Annotated in this window: 23 protein-coding genes; 9 read left to right on the top strand and 14 right to left on the bottom strand. The window is 65.2% G+C overall.

Annotated features, from left to right (window positions below):
• Positions 1–11: 11 nt before the first annotated feature.
• The 7 genes from U1H99_RS01945 to U1H99_RS01915 all read right to left on the bottom strand — a co-directional run bounded on the left by U1H99_RS01945 (position 12) and on the right by U1H99_RS01915 (position 7,100).
• Positions 12–1,514 carry a sigma-54-dependent transcriptional regulator gene (locus U1H99_RS01945; protein ID WP_323140093.1) on the bottom strand — a complete coding sequence of 501 codons (1,503 nt, stop codon included), beginning with the start codon at positions 1,512–1,514 and terminating at the stop codon, positions 12–14.
• 37 nt (positions 1,515–1,551) lie between these two features.
• Positions 1,552–3,234, bottom strand: coding sequence for a sensor histidine kinase (locus tag U1H99_RS01940; RefSeq protein WP_323140092.1), 1,683 nt, complete (start codon positions 3,232–3,234; stop codon positions 1,552–1,554).
• Between the two features lie 8 nt (positions 3,235–3,242).
• Positions 3,243–3,536 carry a PP0621 family protein gene (locus U1H99_RS01935; RefSeq protein ID WP_323140091.1) on the bottom strand — a complete coding sequence of 98 codons (294 nt, stop codon included), beginning with the start codon at positions 3,534–3,536 and terminating at the stop codon, positions 3,243–3,245.
• On the bottom strand, positions 3,533–4,333 hold the full coding sequence (locus U1H99_RS01930) for a cytochrome C assembly family protein (RefSeq protein ID WP_323140090.1): 801 nt from the start codon (positions 4,331–4,333) through the stop codon (positions 3,533–3,535). The genes U1H99_RS01935 and U1H99_RS01930 overlap by 4 nt, the downstream gene beginning before the upstream one ends.
• Before the next feature lie 55 nt (positions 4,334–4,388).
• Positions 4,389–5,183, bottom strand: a complete 795-nt coding sequence (locus tag U1H99_RS01925) for an ABC transporter ATP-binding protein (RefSeq protein WP_323140089.1) — start codon at positions 5,181–5,183, stop codon at positions 4,389–4,391.
• A gap of 1 nt (position 5,184) precedes the next feature.
• Positions 5,185–6,021 carry an ABC transporter permease gene (locus U1H99_RS01920; RefSeq protein WP_323140088.1) on the bottom strand — a complete coding sequence of 279 codons (837 nt, stop codon included), beginning with the start codon at positions 6,019–6,021 and terminating at the stop codon, positions 5,185–5,187.
• Between the two features lie 98 nt (positions 6,022–6,119).
• Positions 6,120–7,100: an ABC transporter substrate-binding protein gene (locus U1H99_RS01915; RefSeq protein ID WP_323140087.1), complete on the bottom strand. Its 981-nt coding sequence runs from the start codon at positions 7,098–7,100 to the stop codon at positions 6,120–6,122.
• A 281-nt stretch (positions 7,101–7,381) separates the two neighbouring features.
• On the opposite strand from U1H99_RS01915, the gene ffh reads away from it, so the two are divergent.
• Positions 7,382–8,746: a signal recognition particle protein gene (gene ffh, locus U1H99_RS01910; protein ID WP_323140086.1), complete on the top strand. Its 1,365-nt coding sequence runs from the start codon at positions 7,382–7,384 to the stop codon at positions 8,744–8,746.
• Positions 8,747–9,015: 269 nt separating this feature from the next.
• Positions 9,016–9,423, top strand: a complete 408-nt coding sequence (locus tag U1H99_RS01905) for an SWIB/MDM2 domain-containing protein (protein WP_141831770.1) — start codon at positions 9,016–9,018, stop codon at positions 9,421–9,423.
• 137 nt (positions 9,424–9,560) lie between these two features.
• On the opposite strand, the gene U1H99_RS01900 is transcribed toward U1H99_RS01905, so the two are convergent.
• On the bottom strand, positions 9,561–10,139 hold the full coding sequence (locus U1H99_RS01900) for a lytic transglycosylase domain-containing protein (protein WP_323141194.1): 579 nt from the start codon (positions 10,137–10,139) through the stop codon (positions 9,561–9,563).
• An 83-nt stretch (positions 10,140–10,222) separates the two neighbouring features.
• The gene (locus tag U1H99_RS01895; RefSeq protein ID WP_323140085.1) at positions 10,223–11,956 is read right to left on the bottom strand and encodes a proline--tRNA ligase; all 1,734 of its coding nucleotides are present in this window, start codon (positions 11,954–11,956) and stop codon (positions 10,223–10,225) included.
• A 342-nt stretch (positions 11,957–12,298) separates the two neighbouring features.
• Here U1H99_RS01895 and U1H99_RS01890 point away from each other — a divergent pair, with 342 nt between their 5' ends.
• The 3 genes from U1H99_RS01890 to U1H99_RS01880 all read left to right on the top strand — a co-directional run bounded on the left by U1H99_RS01890 (position 12,299) and on the right by U1H99_RS01880 (position 15,580).
• Positions 12,299–12,970, top strand: coding sequence for an RNA pyrophosphohydrolase (locus U1H99_RS01890; RefSeq protein ID WP_323140084.1), 672 nt, complete (start codon positions 12,299–12,301; stop codon positions 12,968–12,970).
• Between the two features lie 150 nt (positions 12,971–13,120).
• On the top strand, positions 13,121–15,076 hold the full coding sequence (locus U1H99_RS01885) for an aspartyl protease family protein (protein WP_323140083.1): 1,956 nt from the start codon (positions 13,121–13,123) through the stop codon (positions 15,074–15,076).
• Between the two features lie 78 nt (positions 15,077–15,154).
• Positions 15,155–15,580: a DUF1841 family protein gene (locus U1H99_RS01880; RefSeq protein WP_141831760.1), complete on the top strand. Its 426-nt coding sequence runs from the start codon at positions 15,155–15,157 to the stop codon at positions 15,578–15,580.
• 75 nt (positions 15,581–15,655) lie between these two features.
• Here U1H99_RS01880 and U1H99_RS01875 read toward each other — a convergent pair whose 3' ends face one another.
• Positions 15,656–16,000 (bottom strand): c-type cytochrome, encoded by a 345-nt coding sequence (locus U1H99_RS01875; protein WP_323140082.1) that lies wholly within the window; start codon positions 15,998–16,000, stop codon positions 15,656–15,658.
• An 11-nt stretch (positions 16,001–16,011) separates the two neighbouring features.
• Positions 16,012–16,359, bottom strand: a complete 348-nt coding sequence (locus tag U1H99_RS01870; protein WP_323140081.1) for a c-type cytochrome — start codon at positions 16,357–16,359, stop codon at positions 16,012–16,014.
• Between the two features lie 186 nt (positions 16,360–16,545).
• Between U1H99_RS01870 and U1H99_RS01865 the strand changes: the two genes are divergently transcribed.
• From U1H99_RS01865 to U1H99_RS01855, 3 genes are read left to right on the top strand one after another with little or no spacing between them, the layout of a single operon-like run.
• Entirely contained in the window at positions 16,546–17,400 is an 855-nt protein-coding gene (locus tag U1H99_RS01865) for an AAA family ATPase (RefSeq protein WP_323140080.1), read from the top strand.
• A complete protein-coding gene (locus U1H99_RS01860; protein ID WP_323140079.1) occupies positions 17,397–17,990 on the top strand; it encodes a GNAT family N-acetyltransferase in 594 nt (197 codons plus the stop codon). Before U1H99_RS01865 ends, U1H99_RS01860 begins: the two co-directional genes overlap by 4 nt.
• 1 nt (position 17,991) lies before the next feature.
• Positions 17,992–19,161 (top strand): vWA domain-containing protein, encoded by a 1,170-nt coding sequence (locus tag U1H99_RS01855; RefSeq protein ID WP_323140078.1) that lies wholly within the window; start codon positions 17,992–17,994, stop codon positions 19,159–19,161.
• Between the two features lie 3 nt (positions 19,162–19,164).
• On the opposite strand, the gene U1H99_RS01850 is transcribed toward U1H99_RS01855, so the two are convergent.
• Together U1H99_RS01850 and U1H99_RS01845 are read right to left on the bottom strand one after the other, a co-directional pair.
• On the bottom strand, positions 19,165–19,788 hold the full coding sequence (locus U1H99_RS01850; RefSeq protein ID WP_323140077.1) for a CPBP family glutamic-type intramembrane protease: 624 nt from the start codon (positions 19,786–19,788) through the stop codon (positions 19,165–19,167).
• 131 nt (positions 19,789–19,919) lie between these two features.
• Positions 19,920–20,276 carry a hypothetical protein gene (locus U1H99_RS01845; RefSeq protein ID WP_323140076.1) on the bottom strand — a complete coding sequence of 119 codons (357 nt, stop codon included), beginning with the start codon at positions 20,274–20,276 and terminating at the stop codon, positions 19,920–19,922.
• A gap of 68 nt (positions 20,277–20,344) precedes the next feature.
• Between U1H99_RS01845 and U1H99_RS01840 the strand changes: the two genes are divergently transcribed.
• Positions 20,345–20,530, top strand: coding sequence for a hypothetical protein (locus tag U1H99_RS01840; protein ID WP_323140075.1), 186 nt, complete (start codon positions 20,345–20,347; stop codon positions 20,528–20,530).
• A gap of 117 nt (positions 20,531–20,647) precedes the next feature.
• Here U1H99_RS01840 and U1H99_RS01835 read toward each other — a convergent pair whose 3' ends face one another.
• Positions 20,648–21,625 (bottom strand): gamma-glutamyl-gamma-aminobutyrate hydrolase family protein, encoded by a 978-nt coding sequence (locus U1H99_RS01835; RefSeq protein WP_323140074.1) that lies wholly within the window; start codon positions 21,623–21,625, stop codon positions 20,648–20,650.
• Positions 21,626–21,851: the final 226 nt, after the last annotated feature.

The following is a 21,851-nucleotide window of genomic DNA, read 5'->3' as shown; positions in this document are numbered from 1 at the left end:
CATGAGCACGATCAAGGTTCCGGTGCGTTGATGTTCAGTTTCTGCATCTGGTAACGCAACTGGCGCACGCTGATGCCGAGCAGGCTGGCGGCCTGGGTGCGGTTGAACTGGGTCTGGGTCAAGGCCCGCAGGATGATGTCGCGCTCGACCTGGTTCAGGTAATCCGGCAGGTTGCTCGGCAGTTCGCCGGCGCCGAGCGCGGCCGCCGGTTCCGATGCCGCAGGCGCCGGCTGGACCGCTGCGGCAGGCGGCAGCGCCAGCTCCACGGCCGGTGCCCCAGTAGCCGGCGCGACCGCGGCCGGCGGCGGCGCAGCGGGCGCGGACGGCGCCGCCTCCCCCACGCGCGCCCCCTTCAGCAGCAGGTCGCCGGCCTCGATCACGCCATCGTCGGCAAACGCCAGCGCCCGTTCCAGCACGTTTTCCAGTTCGCGCACGTTGCCGGGGAAGGCATAGCCCTGCAGCGCCGCCAGCACACCGTCGCCCAGGCGTGCGCCGCCCGGACCTGCCAGCCGCGCCAGTACCGCATCGACCAGCAAGGGCAGGTCGTCGAGGCGCTCGCGCAGCGGCGGCAGCGTCAGTTCGATCACGTTCAGGCGGTAGAACAGGTCCTGGCGGAACTGACCGTTCTCGACCAGCCTGGCGAGATCCTTGTGGGTGGCGCTGATGATGCGCACGTCGACCGCTTCCTCGGCGGTGGCGCCGATCTTGCGCACGCGCCGCTCCTGGATCGCGCGCAGCAGTTTCACCTGCATCGCCAGCGGCAGGTCGGCCACCTCGTCCAGCATCAGGGTACCGCCGTTGGCGGCCTGGAAGAAGCCGTCGCGCTCGTCGCTGGCGCCGGTGAAGGCGCCCTTGCGGTAACCGAAGAACTCGGCCTCCATCAGCGCTTCCGGGATCGCGCCGCAATTCACCGCCACGAAAGGTTTATTTGCACGCGCACTCTGGGCGTGGATCTCGCGCGCGGCCAGTTCCTTGCCGCTGCCCGACTCGCCGTTGATGGCGATCGGCGCCTGCGAGCGCGCCAGCCGCCCGATCTGGGCGCGCAGCGCCCCCATCGCCTGCGACTGGCCGATCAGGCGCGAACTTCCCTGTGCCATGCCCTGCCCGCCGCCGTCCCCTGCCTGCGCCGCGGCCTTGCCGCCGCCGTCGGACAGCTTCAGGGCCGAACGCACCATGGTGCGCAGGTCGTCCAGCACCACCGGCTTGGACACGTAGTCGAACGCGCCCGCCTTCAGCGCCACCACCGCGTTCTCGGCGCTGCCGTAGGCGGTGATCACGGCGATCGGCGTGCTGCGGTAACTGGCCGCCACTTCGCGCACCAGTTCCAGCCCGAGTCCATCCGGCAGGCGCATGTCGGTCAGCACCAGCGCATATGTAGTGGCGGCCAGCAGCGACCGCGCTTCGCGCACGGTGGCGGCGCTGTCCACGTCCAGGCCCATCTTGAGCAGGGTGATCTCGAGGAGTTCGCGGAGATCCGCCTCGTCGTCGACCACCAAAATCCGCGGTGCACTCATGCTTTGTTCCCAGGCTCTCTAATATATATACGGCGGTCTACGCGGACGCCCCGAAGGTGATCACGAAGCGGCCGCCCGGCGCGCCGCCGGCACTGTCGTCGGCCCGGTATTCGTAGTCGAGCATGGCGCCGTTGTTCAGGCACAGCTCGCGCGCCAGGTACAGGCCCAGGCCCGTGCCCTTGCTGGACGTAGTATAGAAGGGCTCGAACAAGTGGGCACGCACTTCCGGCGTGATGCCGGGGCCGTCGTCCTGCACGTGCAGCTCGACCCGCCCGGTGGCGTCCAGCACCGGAAACACCCGGATGCTGGCCGCGGCGCCACTGGCATAGCGGATGGCGTTGCCGAGCAGGTTGACCAGTACTTCGCGCAGGTGCAGGCTGTCGAAGCGCACGCTCCTGCCGCCGCTGTCGCCAATCCAGACCATGTCCGCGGCCAGCTTTTGCGTTTCCGTGAATTCGGCGCGCAGCTCGGCCAGAAAGGCATCCAGGGCCACTGGCGTGCCGTTCGGCTGCACCTTGCGCGACAGTTTCAGGATGTCCTCGACCATGCGGTTCACGCGCACCACGTTGTCGTTGACGATGCGCAGCAGGCGCGTCTCGGCCGGCCCGTGCAGGTCCTCGGCCAGCAGCGAGGTCGCGTGGCCGATCGCCGACAGCGGATTCCTGACCTCGTGCGCGATGCTGGCCGTGAGCCGGCCCATCGACGCCAACTTCAGCTGCTGCGCCTGGTTTTCGATGGCGCTCACGTCGCGCATGAAGATCACGCTGCGCTCGACCGCGCCATCGGCGGTGCTGTCCGGCGTACCGACGCTGGCGAAGCGCAGCTTCAGGTGCACCGGCTGGTCGAGGCGGCCACGTACCGCGCCGTCCAGTTCGTGCCAGCGCTTGATGGTCACGAAATCGGGCGGCGCCATGCCGTCCGCGCCGCCATCGGCGAGCCAGGCCTCGAAGCCGTGCGCCACCGGTTCCAGCGCCGCCACCTCGGCCAGGCGGAAGCCGGTCTGGCCTTCTCCCTCGCCGCTGTCGAGCTCGAGCCCGAGCATGCGGCGCGCCGCCGGATTGGCAGAAAAGACGAAGCCGTCGCGCCCCAGCACCAGGATGCCGTCGTCGACGTCGTCGACCACGATGCGGTAGATCGCCTGCTGGATGCGCAGGTCGGCGCCACGCTGCGCGGCCAGCTCTTCCTGGCGGATCAGCTTGGCGGCCAGCCGGTTCACCACCAGCACCAGCGCGAAAAAGGCGGCGCCGCTCATCCCGGCCTGCATCAGCGGCGGATCGTTGAAACGCAGGATCTGCCAGACGCTGTCGCCGAGCACGAACAGGGTCGCCAGCGCCGCCGAGAACAGCGCCATCAGCAGCGGCGCCAGGATCGCGGCGCCGGCCAGCGGGAACAGGTACAGCAGCCCGAAGCCGCTGGCCATGCCGCCGGCGGCCAGGTAGAGCAGCGAGATGAAGCCGATGTCGGCCAGCACCTGGGCGCCCAGCTGCAGCAGGAAGCGGCGCCGGCGGAAGCGCGCCAGCCAGGCGAACAGCAGTGCGCCGGCAACGTAGATGACGCAGGTCTCGCCATAGCCGCTGCCGGCCAGGCGCGCGCGCCCGACGTCGAAGCTGAGGTACAGCAGCAGCACCACCGTGATCACGATGCGGGTCACGGTGAAGGTCTGCAGCGAGCGCCAGAAGGTCGCCCGCGATCCGGCGGAGATGGTCGGCCAGCGCGCCATGCAGCCGCTTAGCCGGCCTTGTGCAGGGACGTCTGGTGCGCGTGCGCCGGACTGCAATAGTCGCGCCCGTCCACCCGCACCGCTTCCGACGACGGGAAATACACGCCGCAGGCGGCGCAGCAGGACATGCGTTCGGCGCCGTCGGGGACGCGGCGGGCGTCCTGCGGCTGTCCCCCGTGCCGGTTGGGAGCGGCTCCTGGAGCGAAACCTTCCCGGTACGGCGCCATCATCGCGCGCACCTTGCTGCGCACGGCCCAGATCACCAGGATGGCGACTGCGATCCAGACGATCAGTCGCATCATATGAACCCCCTGTGTAAAACGACTTCAAAGACAAAACGGCTGCCGACGTAGGCCAGCGCCAGCGTGGCGAAGCCGGCCAGCGTGAAGCGCAGCGCGGTCTTGCCGCGCCAGCCGCGCCAGCGGCGTCCGGCCAGCAGCGACGCGAACAGCAGCCAGGACAGCAGCGCGAACACGTTCTTGTGGTCCCAGCGCAGCGCCTTGCCGAACAGCTGTTCGGAGAACACGATTCCGGACAGCACGGTCAGGCTGAGCAGGATGAAACCGATCGAGATCATCCGGAACAGCAGTTTTTCCATGGTCAGCAGGGCCGGCAGCTGGTCGATGGCGCCGCCCAGGAAACCGGGCTTGGCGCTGCGGGTGTGCAGGCGCGCCTCCTGCAACGCCATCAGCACCGCGTGGAAGGCGGCGATGGTGAGCGTGCTGTAGGCCATCACGGCGACCACGACGTGCCAGACGGCGGGCGATTCGGCCTGCACCGGCATCAGCGTACCGGGGAACAGCGGCGGCAGCACCGCGGCGACCGCCGCGAACGGCATTACCATGCGGCGCAGGCCGTCCAGCGCGAAATTGCGGTTCTCGAGCCAGTAGGCGGCGACCGAGACCCATAGCGCCGCCGACAGCATGAAAGCGAAGCCGACGCGCAGGGTGCCGTTCGCCACCGTGTCCGGCAGCAGCGCCGCGCCATGCAGCGCCCAGGCCACGGCGGTCACGCCCGAAATGGCCGCGCCCTGCTTCGACGGCAGCAGGGCGCATACCGCGTACAGGATGGCAGCGGCAATGAATAAGGTGGTTTGCATAGGGGCGAGTCTACACCATCCCGGCAGCGGGGGGATGGGTTGCCAGAAGGGAAAGCTAGTCGACGGCGGCGCTTCGGATCTCCGCCTCATGGTGCCGCTGCTGCTCTTCCATCACCAGCTGCCCCAGCTCGCGCTTGAGCGCATTGAATTCGGGCGCGCTCGGATCCCGCATGCGCGGCAGCTCGACCAGCAGGTCGCGCTTGACCGTGCCCGGCCGGTAGGTCATCACCACGATGCGGTCGGCCAGGTAGATCGCTTCCTCGATGCTGTGGGTGACGAAGATCACGGTCTTCTTCAGCTCCGCCCACAGGCGCAGCAGCTCGTCCTGCAGATTGCGCCGGGTCAGCGCATCCAGCGCGCCGAAGGGTTCGTCCATCAGCATGATCGGCGAATCCAGCGCCAGCACGCGCGCGATGGCGACACGCTGGCGCATGCCGCCCGACAGGTCCTTCGGATAGCGCTTGGCGAAGTCTTCCAGCGACAGCAGCTTGAGGAGCCCGGCCACGCGCTCGTTGATGCGGCCCCGTGCCATGCCCTTGATCTCGAGCCCGAAGCCGACGTTCTGCTCCACCGTCATCCACGGGAACAGCGCGTATTCCTGGAACACCATGCCGCGCTCGGGGCCCGGCCCGGCCACCGGCACGCCGTCGGCCAGGATGCGGCCGCTGGTCGGCGGCGCGAAGCCGGCGATCGCGTTCAGCAGCGTCGACTTGCCGCAGCCGGAGGGGCCGAGCAGGCACACGAACTGGCCGCGCGGGACTTCGAGGCTGATGTCCTGCAGCGCCACCATCCGGCGGCCCTCGCTGTCGAACACCTTGCCGACCCGGTCGACGACGATGTGAGCGTTCATGTCAGTGCTCCAGGCCGCGGTGCCAGCGCAGCAGGTAGTTGTTCAGTTTATTCATCCCGGCGTCGATCGCCAGGCCCAGGATCCCGATCGTGATCATCCCGGCGATGATCTTGTCGGACCAGAAGTACTCGCGCGCCTCGAGGATGCGGAAACCGAGGCCGTTGTTCACCGCGATCATCTCGGACACGATCACCACGATGAAGGCGGTGCCGATGCCGATCCGCATGCCGGTCAGGATGTAGGGCACGGCCGCCGGCAGGATCACGCGCAGGAACAGGGTCGGGCCGCCGGCCCCGAGGTTACGGGCGGCGCGCAGGTAGATGCCGTCGACCTGGCGCACCCCGGCGATGGTGTTCATCAGCACCGGGAAGAAGGCGCCGAGCGCGATCAGGAAGATCGCCGGCGGGTTGCCAAGCCCGAACCACAGGATCGACAGCGGGATGTAGGCGATCGGCGGGATCGGCCGCAGCAGCTGCACCAGGGGATTCATCCAGGCGTAGACGATGCGGCTGGCGCCCATGGCGAGGCCGAGCGGCAGCGCCAGCCCGGCGCCGACCGCGAAGCCGACCACCACCCGGTACAGGCTGCCCAGCGAATCGTGAATTAATTCCCCGGAAAACAGCCACCCCAGCCGCCCGCTGCCGGCGTTGCCAGCACTGTAGGCGGCGAAGTCCTGCAGCGGCAGCAGGTAAGCCACCCACTTGCGCCACACCTGCAGCGGCGACGGCAGGATGTTCTCGTTGACCCATCCCTGCACCGCCACCCACTGCCAGATCGCGATCGCGGCAATCGGCACCACCAGGCCGACCGCGATGTCGTTTCGATTACGTCGTTTCATGTCGATCTCCCCAAGGGTGGGCTCCCCAAGCCCACGCGGACGTTCGCGTGACGCCGGCGTTCGCGTGGGCACGGGGTGCCCACCCTGCGTCTATGGAATTATTTGACGTTCAGGCTTTTCTTGGCGGCGTCCAGCAGGTCGGTCTTGACCCACTCCTTGGCCTGCGGCGGACTGGCCATGCGTCCGACCCCGGTGGCGGCCATGATGTCGGTGGTGACCTGGATATGCTGGGGCGTGATGTCATAGGTGAACATCGAATTGCCGATCGCGTCCTGGTAGTCGTCCTGCGTGATCTGGCCCTTGAACACGGTCTCGCGCACGTATTTCTCGGCCAGCGCCGGGTCGCGCAGGAAGATCGAGGTAGCCTGCACGAAACAGCGCATGAACTTCTCGGCCACCGGGCGGTGCGTGGTGTAGAACTTCTCGGTCATCACCATGGTGCGGACCGGCTCCCCGATCGGCGTGTCGTAGGGCTTGATCACCTCGACCCCGAAGCCCTTGTTGATCGCCTGCGAGGACTGGGGTTCGGACTGCATCATGGCGTCGATGTTCTTGCCCAGCAGCGCCTGGTTCAGGTCGGCGTAGGCCAGGAACACCAGCTGCACGTCCTTGCCCGGTCCCGGCGCAGCGCTCAGGCCGGCCTTCAATAGTTCGGCCATCAGGAGCACTTCCTGGATGCCGCCGCGCGTGACGCCGACCTTCTTGCCTTTCAGGTCGCGCACGCTCTTGATATTGGTGCCCTGGCCGGCGACCAGGCGCGCGCCGCCCTTGGCAAAGCCGGCCACCACGTAGATCGGGGCGCCGCCGGCGCGGCCGGAAATCGCCGCCTCGGAGGCGGTGGTGCCGACATCCAGTTCGCCGGCGATGATCGCCTGCATCACGTCCAGGCCCTTGGCAAACACGCGCTCCTCGACCCTGATGCCGCACTTCGGTGCGATCTCCTTGATGTACGACACCGCGCCATAGTGCGCGAACTTCAGGTTGCCGAGGCGGACCACCTCCTGCGCCTGCACGCTGCCGGCGGCCAGCGCGAGCGCCGCCGCAGCGAAGATGGTCTTGCCGAACACGTTTGCCTTCATTGCCTGTCTCTCCGTAATGGTTTTACTTCGATATCTGCTTCGATGCCTTTGGTGTTGCGATGACGCTGGTGTATGTACGTACAGTGCAGGCTATACCGCCGAGCAATATTTTGTCAAACCGTGAAATCAATGTTTAGCAAGTATCAAACAGGGCACTTGACTCGCCCGCTTGAAAAGCGCCGTACCGCGGCCTTGTCCTGCAAAAAGATGGCCCGACATGCGGTAAAATGGGCGTTTGCCCGTACGCGCTCACACATCCATATTAGGTAAGAAGGTAGAACATGCTGGATAACTTAACCCAACGCCTTGCCAAGGTCGTCAAGACGATGCGCGGCGAGGCGCGCCTGACCGAAGCCAACACCGCCGAGATGCTGCGCGAAGTGCGCCTGGCCCTGCTCGAGGCCGACGTGGCGCTGCCGGCAGTCCGCGAATTCATCGCCAAGGTCAAGGAAAAGGCGCTGGGCGAAGAGGTCATCGGTTCGCTGTCGCCGGGCCAGGCCCTGGTCGGCGTGGTGCAGAAGGAACTGGCGGCCCTGATGGGCGCCGACCTCGGCCCCGAGGCGTCGCAGCTCTCGTTCGCGCAGCAGCCGCCGGCGATCATCCTGATGGCCGGCCTGCAGGGTGTGGGTAAAACCACCACCACCGGCAAACTGGCCAAGTACCTCAAGGAGCAGAAGAAGAAGGTGCTGACCGTGTCGGCCGACGTGTATCGTCCGGCCGCAATCGCGCAGCTGGAGTCGGTCACCAAGCAGGTCGGCGCCGACTTCTTCCCGTCCACCGCCAGCGACAAGCCGGTCGACATCGCCCTGAATGCGCTGGACTGGGCGAAAAAGCACTACCACGACGTCCTGATCATCGACACCGCCGGCCGCCTGGCGATCGACGAAGCGATGATGCAGGAGATCGCCGCGGTGCATGCGGCCGTCAAGCCGATCGAGACCCTGTTCGTGGTCGACGCCATGGTCGGCCAGGATGCGATCAACACCGCGAAGGCCTTCAACGACGCCCTGCCCCTGACCGGCGTGATCCTGACCAAGCTCGATGGCGACTCGCGCGGCGGTGCGGCGCTGTCGGTGCGCCACGTGACCGGCAAGCCGATCAAGTTCGCCGGCGTCTCGGAAAAGCTGGACGGCCTGGAAGCCTTCGATCCGGCCCGTATGGCGAACCGCGTGCTGGGCATGGGCGACATCCTGGCGCTGGTCGAGGAAGCGCGCAAGGGCGTGGACATGCAGGCCGCGGCCGACATGGCCAACAAGATCAAGTCGGGCGGCAAGTTCGACATGAACGACTTCAAGGCCCAGCTGACCCAGATGAAGAAGATGGGCGGCATGGCCGGCCTGATGGACAAGCTCCCGGCCCAGTTCCAGCAAGCCGCGGCCGGCGCCAACATGGACCAGGCCGAGAAGCAGGTGCGCCGCATGTGCGGCATCATCGATTCGATGACGCCGCTGGAGCGCGCCAAGCCGGACCTGATCAAGGCCAACCGCAAGCGCCGCATCGCCGCCGGCGCCGGCGTGCAGGTGCAGGAAGTGAACCGCATGTTGAACCAGTACGAGCAGATGAACACGATGATGAAGAAGCTCAAGGGCGGCGGCCTGATGAAGATGATGCGCGGGATGAAGGGCATGATGCCCGGTATGCGCTGATCCTCTTCGGCGCCCCAAGTGGGGCCATGAGCGGGGTCCGTAAGCGGGGCCCGTAAAAGCCGTGCAAAGCCAGCTTTGCACGGCTTTTTTACGCTTCAAAACGCGCGTTTTTCACTCTAAGGCGAGGTCGGTAACACATCCTGCCATTTTCATGCTTGTTAGAGTGAAAAAATTTCGAAAAAGACTTGCACGAACACTAAAACCCTACCAATATAAGCCGTGCGATCAATAGCGCAATTATCCATGTGTTCCGATTAGGAGGCTCGAAGATGGCAACAGCCAAAAAAACCACCGCAGCGCCTGCAAAGAAGGCGGCCGCGAAGCCGGCTGCAGCGGCGAAGCCGGCAGCTAAAAAGGCAGCAGCTCCTGCCAAAGCAGCAGCACCAAAAACGACTGCCGCGGCAGCCAAGAAGCCGGCCGCTGCGCGCAAGCCCAACGCCGCCTTCATGAAGGAAATGACCCCGTCGGCAACGCTGGCCGAAGTCGTCGGCACCAAACCGCTGCCGCGCACCGAAGTGACCAAGAAAGTCTGGGAATACATCAAGAAGCAGGACCTGCAGGACGCCGCAAACCGTCGCATGATCAATGCCGACGACAAGCTGAAAGCCGTCTTCGGCGGCAAGGCCCAGGTCTCGATGTTCGAAATGACCAAACTGATCTCGGATCACCTCAAATAAAAAGATGCAGGCTGTGCCCCAGCCAAGATACGAAAAAGCCCCGGTTTGCCGGGGCTTTTTGCTTTTGCTGGCTGCCGATGTCCGATGCACCGTAGGGTGGGCACCCTGTGCCCACCCTACGATATCGCCAACACCAGTCAGCGCGACGCGATCGAGCGCGCGATGCTCTCTTCCGGCTTGAGTTCCCAGTTCTTCCACGCCGCCAGCACCGCATTCGGATACTCCGGCCGGCCGCGGCTGCCGTTGTAGCGGCCCAGCGCCAGGTACAGGTTGCCGCCTTCCATATCGATGTACATGCGCAGGATCGAGCAGCCGTAGCGCAGGTTGGTCTGCATGTCGAACAGCGCACGGCGGTTGGCGTCGCCGATCACCTTGGTCCAGAACGGCATCACCTGCATGTAGCCGCGCGCGCCGGCGATCGACACCGCGTACTTGCGGTAGGCCGATTCGACCTGGATCAGGCCCATCACCATGGCCGGATCGAGGCCGGCACGGGTCGACTCGTACCAGGCGGCTTCGAGGAACTCGCGGCGCACCTGTTCGTCCGGCAGGCGGCGCTTGAGGCGCGCCGAGGTGGCGTCGAACCACTGCTGGTAGCGCAGGCGCCCCGCCTCGTCACGGAACACCGGTTTCGGCGGGCGGCTGTCGCTGATGGCACGCTCGAGCGCCAGCCGGACCGAATCGGCCATCGCTTCTTCCTTCTGGTTGCCGGCCATGGCCTGCCCGCCGCTCAGCAGCGCAGCGGCAAACGATGCGGCACCCAACCCGGCCGCGAGGTGGCGAGAAAAAACCGAACACATCACTTGGCCAGCTTGTCCTTGATGAAACCGGCCATGCCGGCGGCGGCGACGGCGGTCGCCTCGGTATCGCGGCGGCCCTGGTATTCCAGGTTGCCTTCCTTGAGGCCGCGCTCGCCGATCACCACGCGGTGCGGCACGCCCAGCAGCTCCCAGTCGGCGAACATGGCGCCCGGACGCAGGCCGCGGTCGTCGACGATGACGTCGACGCCGGCTGCCTGCAGTTCCGCGTACAGGCGGTCGGTTTCCGCCTTGACCAATTCGCTGCGGTCATAGCCCATCGGGCACAGCACCAGCTCGAACGGCGCGATCGCGTCCGGCCAGACGATGCCCTTGTCGTCGAAGTTCTGCTCGATCGCGGCGCCCAGGATGCGGGTCACGCCGATGCCGTAGCAGCCCATCTGCATCGGCGCCGGCTGGCCCTTCTCGTCCAGGTAGACGGCGTTCATCGCGGCCGAATACGCGGTACCGAGCTGGAACACGTGGCCCACTTCGATGCCGCGCTCGATCGCCAGCACGCCCTTGCCGTCCGGCGAGGCGTCGCCTTCGACCACGTTGCGCAGGTCGGCGACGACCGGTTCCGGCAGGTCGCGGCCCCAGTTAACGCCCGTCAGGTGGTACTCGGCTTCGTTGGCGCCGCACACGAAATCGGCCATGTTGGCGACGGTGCGGTCGGCCACGATGTTGACCGGCTGTTTGGTACCCACCGGGCCGAGGTAGCCCGGCACGCTGCCGTAGGCTTCCAGGATCTCGGCTTCGGTGGCGAAGCGGAAGTCCTTCAGGCCCGGGACCTTCGAGACCTTGACTTCGTTCAGTTCGTGGTCGCCGCGCAGCAGCAGCAGCCAGTTTTCTTTCACCTGTTTGCCGTCGACGTCTTGTTCGACGGTCAGCGCGATCGACTTCACGGTCTGCGCCAAGTCGATGCCGAGCAGCTTGGCGACCTGCTCGCACTTGGTGGTCTTGGGAGTCGAGACCTTGGTCAGTTCTTGCGACGCGGCGCCGCGTGCGGCGATCAGCGGCAGCGCTTCGGCCGCTTCCATGTTGGCCGCGAAGTCGGACGTCGGGCAGTACACCAGCGCGTCTTCGCCGGTGCTGGCGATCACGTGGAATTCGTGCGAACCGGTACCGCCGATGGCGCCGTTGTCGGCCGCCACCGCGCGGAACTTCAGGCCGAAGCGGGTGAAGATCCGGACGTAGGCGTCGAACATGGTCTGGTAGGAGACTTGCATGCCGGCGACGTCGCGGTCGAAGGAATAGGCATCCTTCATCGTGAACTCGCGGCCGCGCATCAGGCCGAAGCGCGGACGGCGCTCGTCGCGGAACTTGGTCTGGATGTGATAGAAGTTCAGGGGCAGCTGGCGATAGCTCTTGATCTCGCTGCGCACGACGTCGGTGACGACTTCTTCCGAGGTCGGCTGGATCGCGAAGTCGCGGCCATGGCGATCCTTGACGCGCATCAGCTCAGGCCCCATCTTGTCCCAGCGGCCAGTCTCTTGCCACAGTTCGGCAGGCTGTACCACGGGCATCAGCAACTCGATCGCGCCGGCTTTATTCATCTCTTCGCGGATGATGGCCTCGACTTTGCGGATGATGCGCAGGCCCACCGGCATGTAGGTATAGATGCCGGAGCCCAGGCGCTTGATCATCCCGGCACGCATCATCAGCTTGTGGCTGACGATCTCGGCGTCGGAAGGCGCTTCTTTGAGAGTTGAAATAAAAAATCGTGAGGCACGCATATCGATGAATTCTTTTTAAAAAGAGAGGGTTATAATCGACCTTAATTTTAAAGGATTAGCTGGCCGATGCACCCAATCTTTATACAAATGGGTCCGAAACAAGTGGTGCTTGGCGTTCTTCCTGTGCTTGAGAACGACAGACATGCTTGAATGACACCCTGAAAAACCGTAGGGAGCGGCAGCAGTTTGATAGGCACGCTTAGTGCGAGAAACGCAGCTGTACGTGAGTACAGCGAGCATCGCAGATCAAAAATGCAACGCGCAGTAGGTTTGGCAGGGTGTCAGGATTTGTAAGTAAAAATTTAAGAGAGCAAAAGCCGGCAGAAAGTTTCGAGGTGAATCATGCTCGATCGTGAAGGGTTTCGCCCCAACGTCGGCATCATCCTGCTGAACGCCAACAACGAGGTGTGGTGGGGCAAGCGGGTGCGCGAGCACTCATGGCAATTTCCACAAGGGGGTATCAAATACGGCGAGACGCCGGAACAGGCGATGTACCGCGAGCTCGAGGAAGAAATCGGCCTGCGCCAGGAGCACGTCAAGATCGTGGGCCGCACCCGCGACTGGCTGCGCTACGAAGTGCCGGATCATTTCATCAAGCGCGAGGTGCGCGGCCATTACCGCGGCCAGAAGCAGATCTGGTTCCTGCTGCGCATGGTGGCCCGCGACAACGACGTCAACCTGCGCCTGACGGATCATCCGGAGTTCGACGCCTGGCGCTGGCACAACTACTGGGTGCCGCTGGACGTGGTCATCGAGTTCAAGCGCGACGTCTACCAGCGCGCATTGCAGGAGCTGTCGCGCTTCCTGACCTGGCCTTCGGGCGGCCAGGGCGAGCGGCGCCACAGTTCGCGTTACCTGCGCCAGCCGCATGCGTCGCGTTCGCAGGGACAGCCCGGCAATCAGCAGAGCAAGCCGGCTGCGAACCCCAGCAGCAAGGCGGTGGTGGTGGCCAGCAAGGCGATCGCCGATGCATCCAGCAGCGCCAAACTGGTGCTAGCGCGTGACAAAGAGTGAGAATTCGCTACCAAAAGTAGCGTAGACGCAACACAAAAAAAGGCAAGTTCCGCCGATCGCCGGCGGACTTGCCTTTTTTTATATATTGATTGATTTATCTATAAGGTTGCGCAGTAGAATCATCCGCACCGTGATTCGACGTGTCGACCGATGAGATCGTTTTACCATCTGCTGGCGCTCGCGCTGGCATCCGCCATCGACGGCGCCATCAACGGCAAGCCGGCGACCATGCTGGTCGATACCAGCGCATTCATGATCCACCTGACGCTGAACGGTGCCAACCGCCACGGACTGGCGCTGCAGCCCACGCCACGCCGCGTGCACGGCGTCGGCGGCACCTCTGCGATCCACATGGCGGAAGTGCGCGACTTCGCGGTCGACCCGGCGCGCGCTGCCCGCCGCGCGCAGCCGCAGCTGCCAGGCCGAGACGTACATGGCGGAATGGCACGCCGCGTGCGGCGACAAGGCACGCGCCGACGCGCTCAAGGCGGCCGCCCGCACCCATTGCACCACCCCGGCATCCGCCGCAACCAACCAGGACACACCGACTCGATGAAGACGCTCCACCTCATGCGCGGCCTCGGCGCAGCCGCCCTGCCCCTGCTGCTGCTGCCGCAGCTGGCCCAGGCCCAGGACAGTTCAACCTCCAGGTGCAACTATGCCGAAATCGCACAACTGCCGCTGCGCTACGCCGGCACCGCGCTGCAGCCGGCCGTGGCCGGCGTGATCGACGGCATGCCGGCCGTGATGCTGGTCGATACCGGCGCCGATGCGAATTACCTGACCATGACCGCCACCCTGAAGCGCGACCTGCCGCTGCGCGTGACGCTGAGCACGATCCGTGGCGTCGGCGGCAAGTCGCGCCTGTACTCGGCACGGCTAAAGGATTTCTCGGTTGGTCCGATCAGCAGCCCGGGCAGGAAGGAACTGTCCATCATCAAGTCGATGGGGGCCACGCCGGGCTACGACGCCATCGTCGGCGCCCCTTTCCTGCTGCAGGCCGACTTCGAAATCGACCTGCGCGCCAAGCAGATCAAGTTCTTCCGCGGGCAGGATTGCGACCACACGCCGCTCAACTACTGGGAAGAGCCGGCGACCGACGTGCCGTTCGCGCGCACGCGCGGGCACAGCCCGAATCCGCATTTCACGGTGCGCATCAACGGCAAGGAAGTCGATGCGATAATCGACACTGGCGCGTCAAGCACGGTCATGACGCTGGACGCGGCCACGCGCATCGGCATCGACGTCAAGGCACCGGATGCACGCCTGCTCGGCGAGGGCAGCGGCATCGGCGCCAAGCGCATCGCGCGCTGGAGCATCCCGGTCCAGTCGTTCGAGATCGGCACCGAGAAGATCGGCAACGTGCGGCTCGGGGTCATCGATTCGCAGTCGGAATATACGCCCGACCTGCTGCTGGGCCAGGACTTCCTGCGCGCCCACCACGTGCTGTTCGCCATGCGCCAGCAAAAGCTGTACGTCGCCTACATCGGCGGCGATATCTTCGGCCACCCGGCCGGCATCGCGCCGTGGGTGCGCGCGGAAGCCGAAGGCGGCAATGCCGATGCGCAGTTCGTGCTGGCGCAGGTTTACCTGCATGGCAGCGGGATGGGGCACGACGCGCGCCAGTCCCGTGCCTGGCTGGACAAGGCGGTGGCGCAGGGCCACGCCGAGGCCAAGCTGACCCTGGGACGCCAGTACTACACCGAAGGCAAGTACGCGCAAGCCGTCTCCCTGCTGCGCGCGGCGCTCGACCAGATGCCCGACGAACGCCTCGCCCCGCTGTGGCTGTACAACGCGCGGGTAGCCAACGGCGAGACCGGGCTGGCTGCGCGCGAACTCGAGACCGCCTTCAAGACTCAGGACTATGACGACTGGCCGGCGCCGATGGTGCGTTTCTACCTCGGCAAGGAAAGCGCCGCACAGGCGCTGGCGGAAACCGGCCAGGGGTCGCCGTCGGCCTACCGCGACAGTTGCACCGCCACCGCCCTGCTGGCCGACTGGTACGAGGCGCGCGGCGACAAGGCGCAGGCCGCACCGCTGCACGCGGACCTGCGCGCGCGTTGCGCCCCCGGTGCGGACGCGCCGCAGAAAGCCGCCAAATTGTAAGACCGGCGCCGCCGCAGCGGAGCAGGAGCGGGCGCGCTACAATGGCGCCCTTCCCGTCCGTTTTCCAACGTCCCCATCATGTTCACCCCCTCCTCCAACGACGTGCGCCGCTTTTTCTGCGAGGCGTACCGCAAGCGCCGTGCCGGCGAGATCCTGACCCCGATGGATGCGATCGCCGCCGACTGGATCGACCACCACCCGGAATACCACGACGCGCTCGGCGACGCCGACGAAGCCGTGGCGCGCGACTATTCGGTCGAAGGCGGGCAGCCAAATCCCTTCCTGCACCTGTCGATGCACCTGTCGATCACCGAGCAGGTGTCGATCGACCAGCCGCGCGGCATCCGCGCCGCCTTCGAGGGCCTGGCCGCGCGCATCGGCGAGCACGACGCCCACCACCAGATCATGGAGTGCCTGGGCGAGATGATCTGGTCGGCGCAGCGCCACAACACCCAGCCGGATACCGAGGCTTACGTGGAGTGCGTGCGCAAGCGCATCCGCTGAAAAAAATCCCCCGGCCGGCATGCGGCGGGGGGATTTTTTTCGCCTGCGCACTTATTTACCTACTTATTTACGTACCTACTTGCGAACTACAAGCGGCCCCGGCAGGCTTTGCAGGTAGACCGAGATGTCGGCCATGTCCTGGTCCGACAGCGGCTGCGCCATGCCGGCCATGATCGGGTTGTTGCGCCCGCTGATGCTCTTGTTGCCGCGTTTGTACGAGCGCAGCGCATGCGCCAGGTAGTCGGCGTGCTGGCCGGCCAGCTTCGGATAGCTGGGGTCGATCGGGGTCTTGTAGTCGGCGCCGTGGCAGGACGCGCAATTGTATTTCTTGGCCAGTTCGGCGCCGCGCGTGATGTCGGCGGCGGCCAGGACCGACGTGGAAACGGCGCAGCACACCAGCGCCAGCAAGAGTTTTTTCATGGCGTCCCCGGTTATTTGTTCGGCGTGGCCGCGCTCTGCTGCGCGTAATAGGCAGCGATGTCGGCGATGTCCTGGTCCGACAGCACCTTCGCGGTCGGCGTCATTTGCGGATGCTGGCGGTCGCCCTTTTTATAGGCTTGCAGCGCGGCTTCGATGTACTTGGCGGACTGGCCACCGATCATGGGTACCTGGTAGACCTCGGGGAAAGCGGTCTTGTAGTCGGGGATGCCGTGGCAGCCGATGCATTGTTCGATCTTGTTGGGGGCCGCTTTCGGATTGCCGACGATATCGGCGGCGCCCGCTGCGCTGCCGAGGGAACCGAGCGCACCGAGCACAAGTACAGCTGACAATTTTTTCATGGTTGGGCAATCGTAAGGTTGGATCGAATACCGCACTGCACAAAAACATAGCATTTGTACTACGACTGGCCGATTCTATATGAGAACCATGGCTCAGTCTACAAAGCAACACGCCCGCTCCCGGCCGGTTTCTGGCATATACTCGATGGCATTCCCACATCATTGCCAGCCGAGCCGACCACGCCCATGCCAGCCTCCCCACGCTTCGAAGGCAGCGACAACTACGTCGCCACCGATGACCTGAAACTGGCGGTGAACGCCGCCCTCACCCTGGCCCGTCCGCTGCTGATCAAGGGCGAACCCGGCACCGGCAAGACCATGCTGGCCGAGGAAGTCGCCGCCGCCCTGGGCATGCCGCTGCTGCAGTGGCATATCAAGTCGACCACCAAGGCGCAGCAGGGACTGTACGAGTACGACGCGGTCTCGCGCCTGCGCGACTCGCAGCTGGGCGACGAGCGCGTGCGCGACATCCACAACTACATCGTCAAGGGTGTGCTGTGGCAAGCCTTCACGGCGCCCGCACCGGTGGTGCTATTGATCGACGAGATCGACAAGGCCGACATCGAATTCCCGAACGACCTGCTGCGCGAACTTGACCGCATGGAATTCTTCGTCTACGAGACGCGCGAAATGGTGGTGGCGCAGCACCGGCCGCTGGTGATCATCACCTCCAACAACGAGAAGGAATTGCCGGACGCCTTTTTGCGCCGCTGCTTCTTCCACTACATCAAATTCCCCGACCGCGACACGATGGCCGAGATCGTGAAGGTGCACTACCCGCACCTGAAGCAGGAATTGCTGGCCGCCGCGCTGCACAGCTTTTATGAATTGCGCGAGGTCGCGGGCCTCAAGAAAAAGCCGTCGACCTCGGAATTCCTTGACTGGCTCAAGCTGCTGCTGGCCGAGGACATTCCAGCGGAGGCGCTGCGCAGCCAGGATGCGCGCACGGTGGTGCCGCCGCTGCACGGCGCACTGCTGAAGAACGAGCAGGACGTGCACCTGTTCGAGCGCCTAGTGGCGATGGCGAGGCACAACCGATGATCCGCGTCGATCCGGTCACCCTCGAATTGCGCGGCATCCGCCTGGAACCGCTGGCCCTGCACCACGTGGACGGCCTGCGCGCCGCGGCTTCCGACGGCGAACTGTGGAAGCTGCGCATCACCTCGGTACCGGAACCGCACACCACCGAAGACTACATCCGCGCCGCCCTGGCCATGCCCGACCGCCTCGCCTTCGCGGTGGTCGATGCCGCCACCGATACCGTCATCGGGTCCACCAGCTACCACGATATCCTGCCGGCCGTCGACCGCGTCGAGATCGGCTATACCTGGTACGCGCGCAGCCGCCAGCGCACCCACGTGAACACCAGCCGCAAGCTGCTGCTGTTGTCGCATGCCTTCGATACGCTGGGCTGCGCCGTGGTCGGCCTGCGCACCGACAATTTCAACTACGCTTCGCAGGCCGCGATCGAGCGCCTGGGCGCCAAGAAGGATGGCGTGATCCGCCACCACGGCCTGCGCCGCGACGGCACCGTGCGCGACACCGTCATGTACAGCATCCTGCGCGGCGAATGGCCGGAGGTGAAGACCCACCTGCACTACCTGCTGGAGCAGTACGCCGGAGGCCAGTGAGATGCTGATCGACTTCTTCTTCACCCTGCGCGACGCCAAGGTGCCGGTCACGATCAAGGAATTCCTGACCCTGCTCGAAGCATTGGACAAGAACGTGATCGCGCCCTCGCTCGACGCGTTCTACTATCTTGCGCGCCTGACGCTGGTGAAGGACGAAGCCCATTTCGACAAGTTCGACAAGGCGTTCGGCGCCTACTTCAAGGGCATCGACACGGTGTTCGACAGCAAAGCCGACATTCCCCTGGACTGGCTGATCAAGCGCCTGGAACGCGAGCTGACGCCGGAACAAAAGGCCGAACTGCAGAAGCTCGGCTACGACAAGTTGATGGCACGCCTACAGGAACTGCTGAAGGAACAGAAGGAACGCCACGAGGGCGGCAGCAAATGGATCGGCACCGGCGGCACTTCGCCCTTCGGCAACGGCGGCACCAATCCGGAAGGCATCCGCATCGGCGGCCAAGGCGGCAAGCGCAGCGCCGTGAAAGTGTGGGACCAGCGTTCCTACCGCGACTACGACGGCGAACGCGAGCTTGGCACGCGCAACATCAAGGTGGCCCTGCGCCGCCTGCGCCGCTTCGCGCGCCAGGGCGCGGCCGAGGAGCTCGCGCTGGACGACACCATCCGCTCGACCGCCAACAACGCCGGCTGGCTCGACATCAAGATGCAGCCCGAGCGCCGCAACCGCATCAAGGTGCTGATGCTGCTCGACGTCGGCGGCACCATGGACGACCACATCGAGCGCACCGAAGAACTGTTCTCGGCGGCCCAGTCCGAGTTCAAGCACATGGAATTCTTCTACTTCCACAACTGCGTCTACGACCACCTGTGGAAGCACAACCGGCGCCGCCACGCGGAGCGCTTCCCGACCTGGGACGTGCTGCGTACCTACCCACCGGACACGCGCCTGATTTTCGTCGGCGACGCCACCATGAGCCCCTACGAGATCCTGGCGCCGGGCGGCTCGGTCGAGTACAACAACGAGGAAGCCGGCGCCGAGTGGCTGGCGCGCTTCGTCAACGCCTTTCCGAAATTCGCCTGGCTCAATCCCGAGCCGGAGAATTTATGGCCGTACCGCCAGTCGATCGCCATCATCCGCCAGATCATGGGCAACCGCATGTTCCCGGTGACGATCGACGGGCTCGAGCGCGCGATGCGCCTGTTGAGCAAATAAACTTCACATGGTGCGCGAGCGGATCGCCGCGCGCACCACCAGCAGGCCGACGATATCGATCCACAGGTGCACCAGGATCGCCGCGATCAGGCCGACGTACTGGAAGGTCAAGCCCAGCACCACGCTGCTGCCGAACACCCCGGCGGCCTGCACCAGCGACGCCCGGTCCAGCTTGCGGAAGCGGTACACCGGCACGTGGGTAACCAGGAACAGCAGCGACACGATCCACACGCCGAGCAGCGGCTGCAGCGCCGCGCGGAACAGCATTTCCTCGCCGATGGCGGCAGCCAGCGCCATCCACAGCGGGTTGAAGCCGGCCAGGTCGAGGCGCGCGTAGGTCGCGATGGTCCTGGCCGTGGACTCGGACGAGGCGCCCAGCCGGTACAGGCCATACGAGACCGCCGCCGCCAGCAGCGCCAGGCCCTGGCCGATCACCAGCTGCCACATCGGCGCCGCGGGACGCGTGAAGACGGCCAGCGGCACGTCCTGCGTGAACCAGATGATGGCCGCGGCGATCAGGCACATTACCAGGCAGGTCAGCACCTGTGCGCTCAGGCGGATCGGCGGACGCGCCGCTGCGGGTGGCTTGGGTGGATTGGGAAGATCGGACGATGCAGGTGGAGTCATGGCAGGGGTGCGCTTGGCGATGTTTGGTATCGGCCAGCATTCTATCGTGCGCGCGAGGCCGTCTTGCGGAATCGGCGTACATGATCGGCGCCTTCACACCCGGCCTGCGTGCCGAAACCCGACGCCCGCGCTCAGGCCACCGCCGCCAGCGCTTCCGCCTTGCGCACACCCGGGCGCAGGATGCGTTCCAGCAGCGGCCGTTTGACAGGCACTGGCGCCGGCAGCGCGCGGTCGACCAGGCCGGCCCATTGGGCGCTGAGCTGCTCGCAGGTGGCGCGCAGCACCGGGTCGGCGTCCGGCAGGCGCGCCAGCGCGACCAGGTGACGCTCGATCACCGAGGCGAGCTTGATGCAGGGCTCGTTGCGGTCGCGCGTCGTGTAATGCGACATCAGGTGCAGCACCGCCGCCACCAGCACCGCGTGCTGCGCAGAGCGCGAATCCGGGGGTACTCCCGGCAACTTCAGTTCGTCCGGCAAATCTCGATCCATTCCACCCTCCTCGGTTGAACACCATCTCTTTATGAGAATGATTCTCATTCAAATTATGATGTGCACCGATGGGCAATGCAAGCGAAATTCGATTGCCGCCTGATCCGGGCCCTGCTGCGCACGCTGCGCCGGAAAAGCTGGCGACGGCCTCGCCGTACCGGGTGGTGGGGCTGTCGGGGATCAGCGAGATGGTGGTGGCAGGGAATACGGCGGAAGAGGCGGTGCGGCCGTATCGTGAGCTAGGATTCAGTTGATATTTGCCTAAACGTCGCCCCTGCGAAGGCAGGGGCCCAAGTTTGAAGCGTTTCGATAGCGCATGTAACTTGGACCCCTGCCTTCGCAGGGGCGACGGTCTGGCGTGTAACGATGGCTTAAAGCCGCGTCTCCCGCGCCGCCCGCAAGAACTCATCCAGCACCGGCGTGCAATCCAGCAGATCCCCGCCCCCGGCCCGGTGGAATTCCGGATGCCACTGCAAACCCATCACGAAGGGCGCGCGCTGGTAGCGGATCGCCTCGACCACGCCGTCCGGGTCCGACATCGCCTCGATGTGGATATCGCGCCCCAGGTCCTTGACCGCCTGGTGGTGGATCGAGTTCACCACCGCCCGCCCCTGGCTGGGAAAGATTTTCTTGAGGGAGGAGCCGTTCGGGAACACGATCGGATGGCGGTGCGCGTCGTAGAGCTCGTGCACGTGGGGATGGGCATCGGGCAGGTCGGTGGCCACGTCCTGGTGCAGGGTGCCGCCGAAGGCGACATTGATCAACTGGCAGCCGCGGCAGATGCCGAGCACCGGCTTGCCGGCTTCGACGAATTCGTGCAGCAGTTCGAGTTCGTAGACGTCGCGTGCGCGGTCGCCGCTCCACTCGGGCCGGGTCGGGCTTTCCGAATACGTCATCGGCGAGACGTCGGCGCCGCCCTGCAGCACCAGGCCATCCAGGTGGCGCGCGTAGTGGCGCAGCGTGATGTTGCTGGGATGGAGCAGGCCGTTCGTGTTCACGGTCGGGACCATGAACACCAGCACGTCGCGCGACATCACCCATTGCGCGATCGACTCTTCCAGGTATTGCAGGTTCTTGCTGCGCAGGCCGGTGGCGCCGGGTTCCGGATGGTAGATGCGCGCCGAGACGCCGATGCGCAGCGTGCGCCGCATGAAGTCGCGATGGAAACGGTCGGTCAAGGCCCGCCAGCGCGAACGCAGCACGCGTCCGGCCAGGTTCAATGGCGTGTCGCCCGTGCGGAGGTAGCGCGATGATCCTCCCGTGGCGCGCCGATCCGGCACACGCGACGGTCCGGGAAATCCGTCCTGCGGCGGGCCGGCAGTATCGCGCTTCTCGATGTCTTCTGCCATGTTTCAACTATAGACCCGCCGCGGCTGCGTGGTACGTTTGTGCTGAAAAAAATGTCGAAATGTCATGATGATGCTGACTTAGCGTTGTCAATTGACACTTTGACCTTGCAAACTTGGCCTTGAAACGCAAGAATACTGTATCTATATACAGTACAAGTCGACATACCCCTTTCCAAATCGCGCGTTCCGATTGAAACTGCTGCCTTCGCGGTTTTTTGAAGCTCTA

The organism is Massilia phyllosphaerae (assembly GCF_034659755.1).
GTDB lineage: Bacteria > Pseudomonadota > Gammaproteobacteria > Burkholderiales > Burkholderiaceae_D > Telluria > Telluria phyllosphaerae.
The sequence above is the reverse complement of the archived record's forward strand: the minus strand, read 5'-3'. Positions and strand labels throughout refer to the sequence as shown.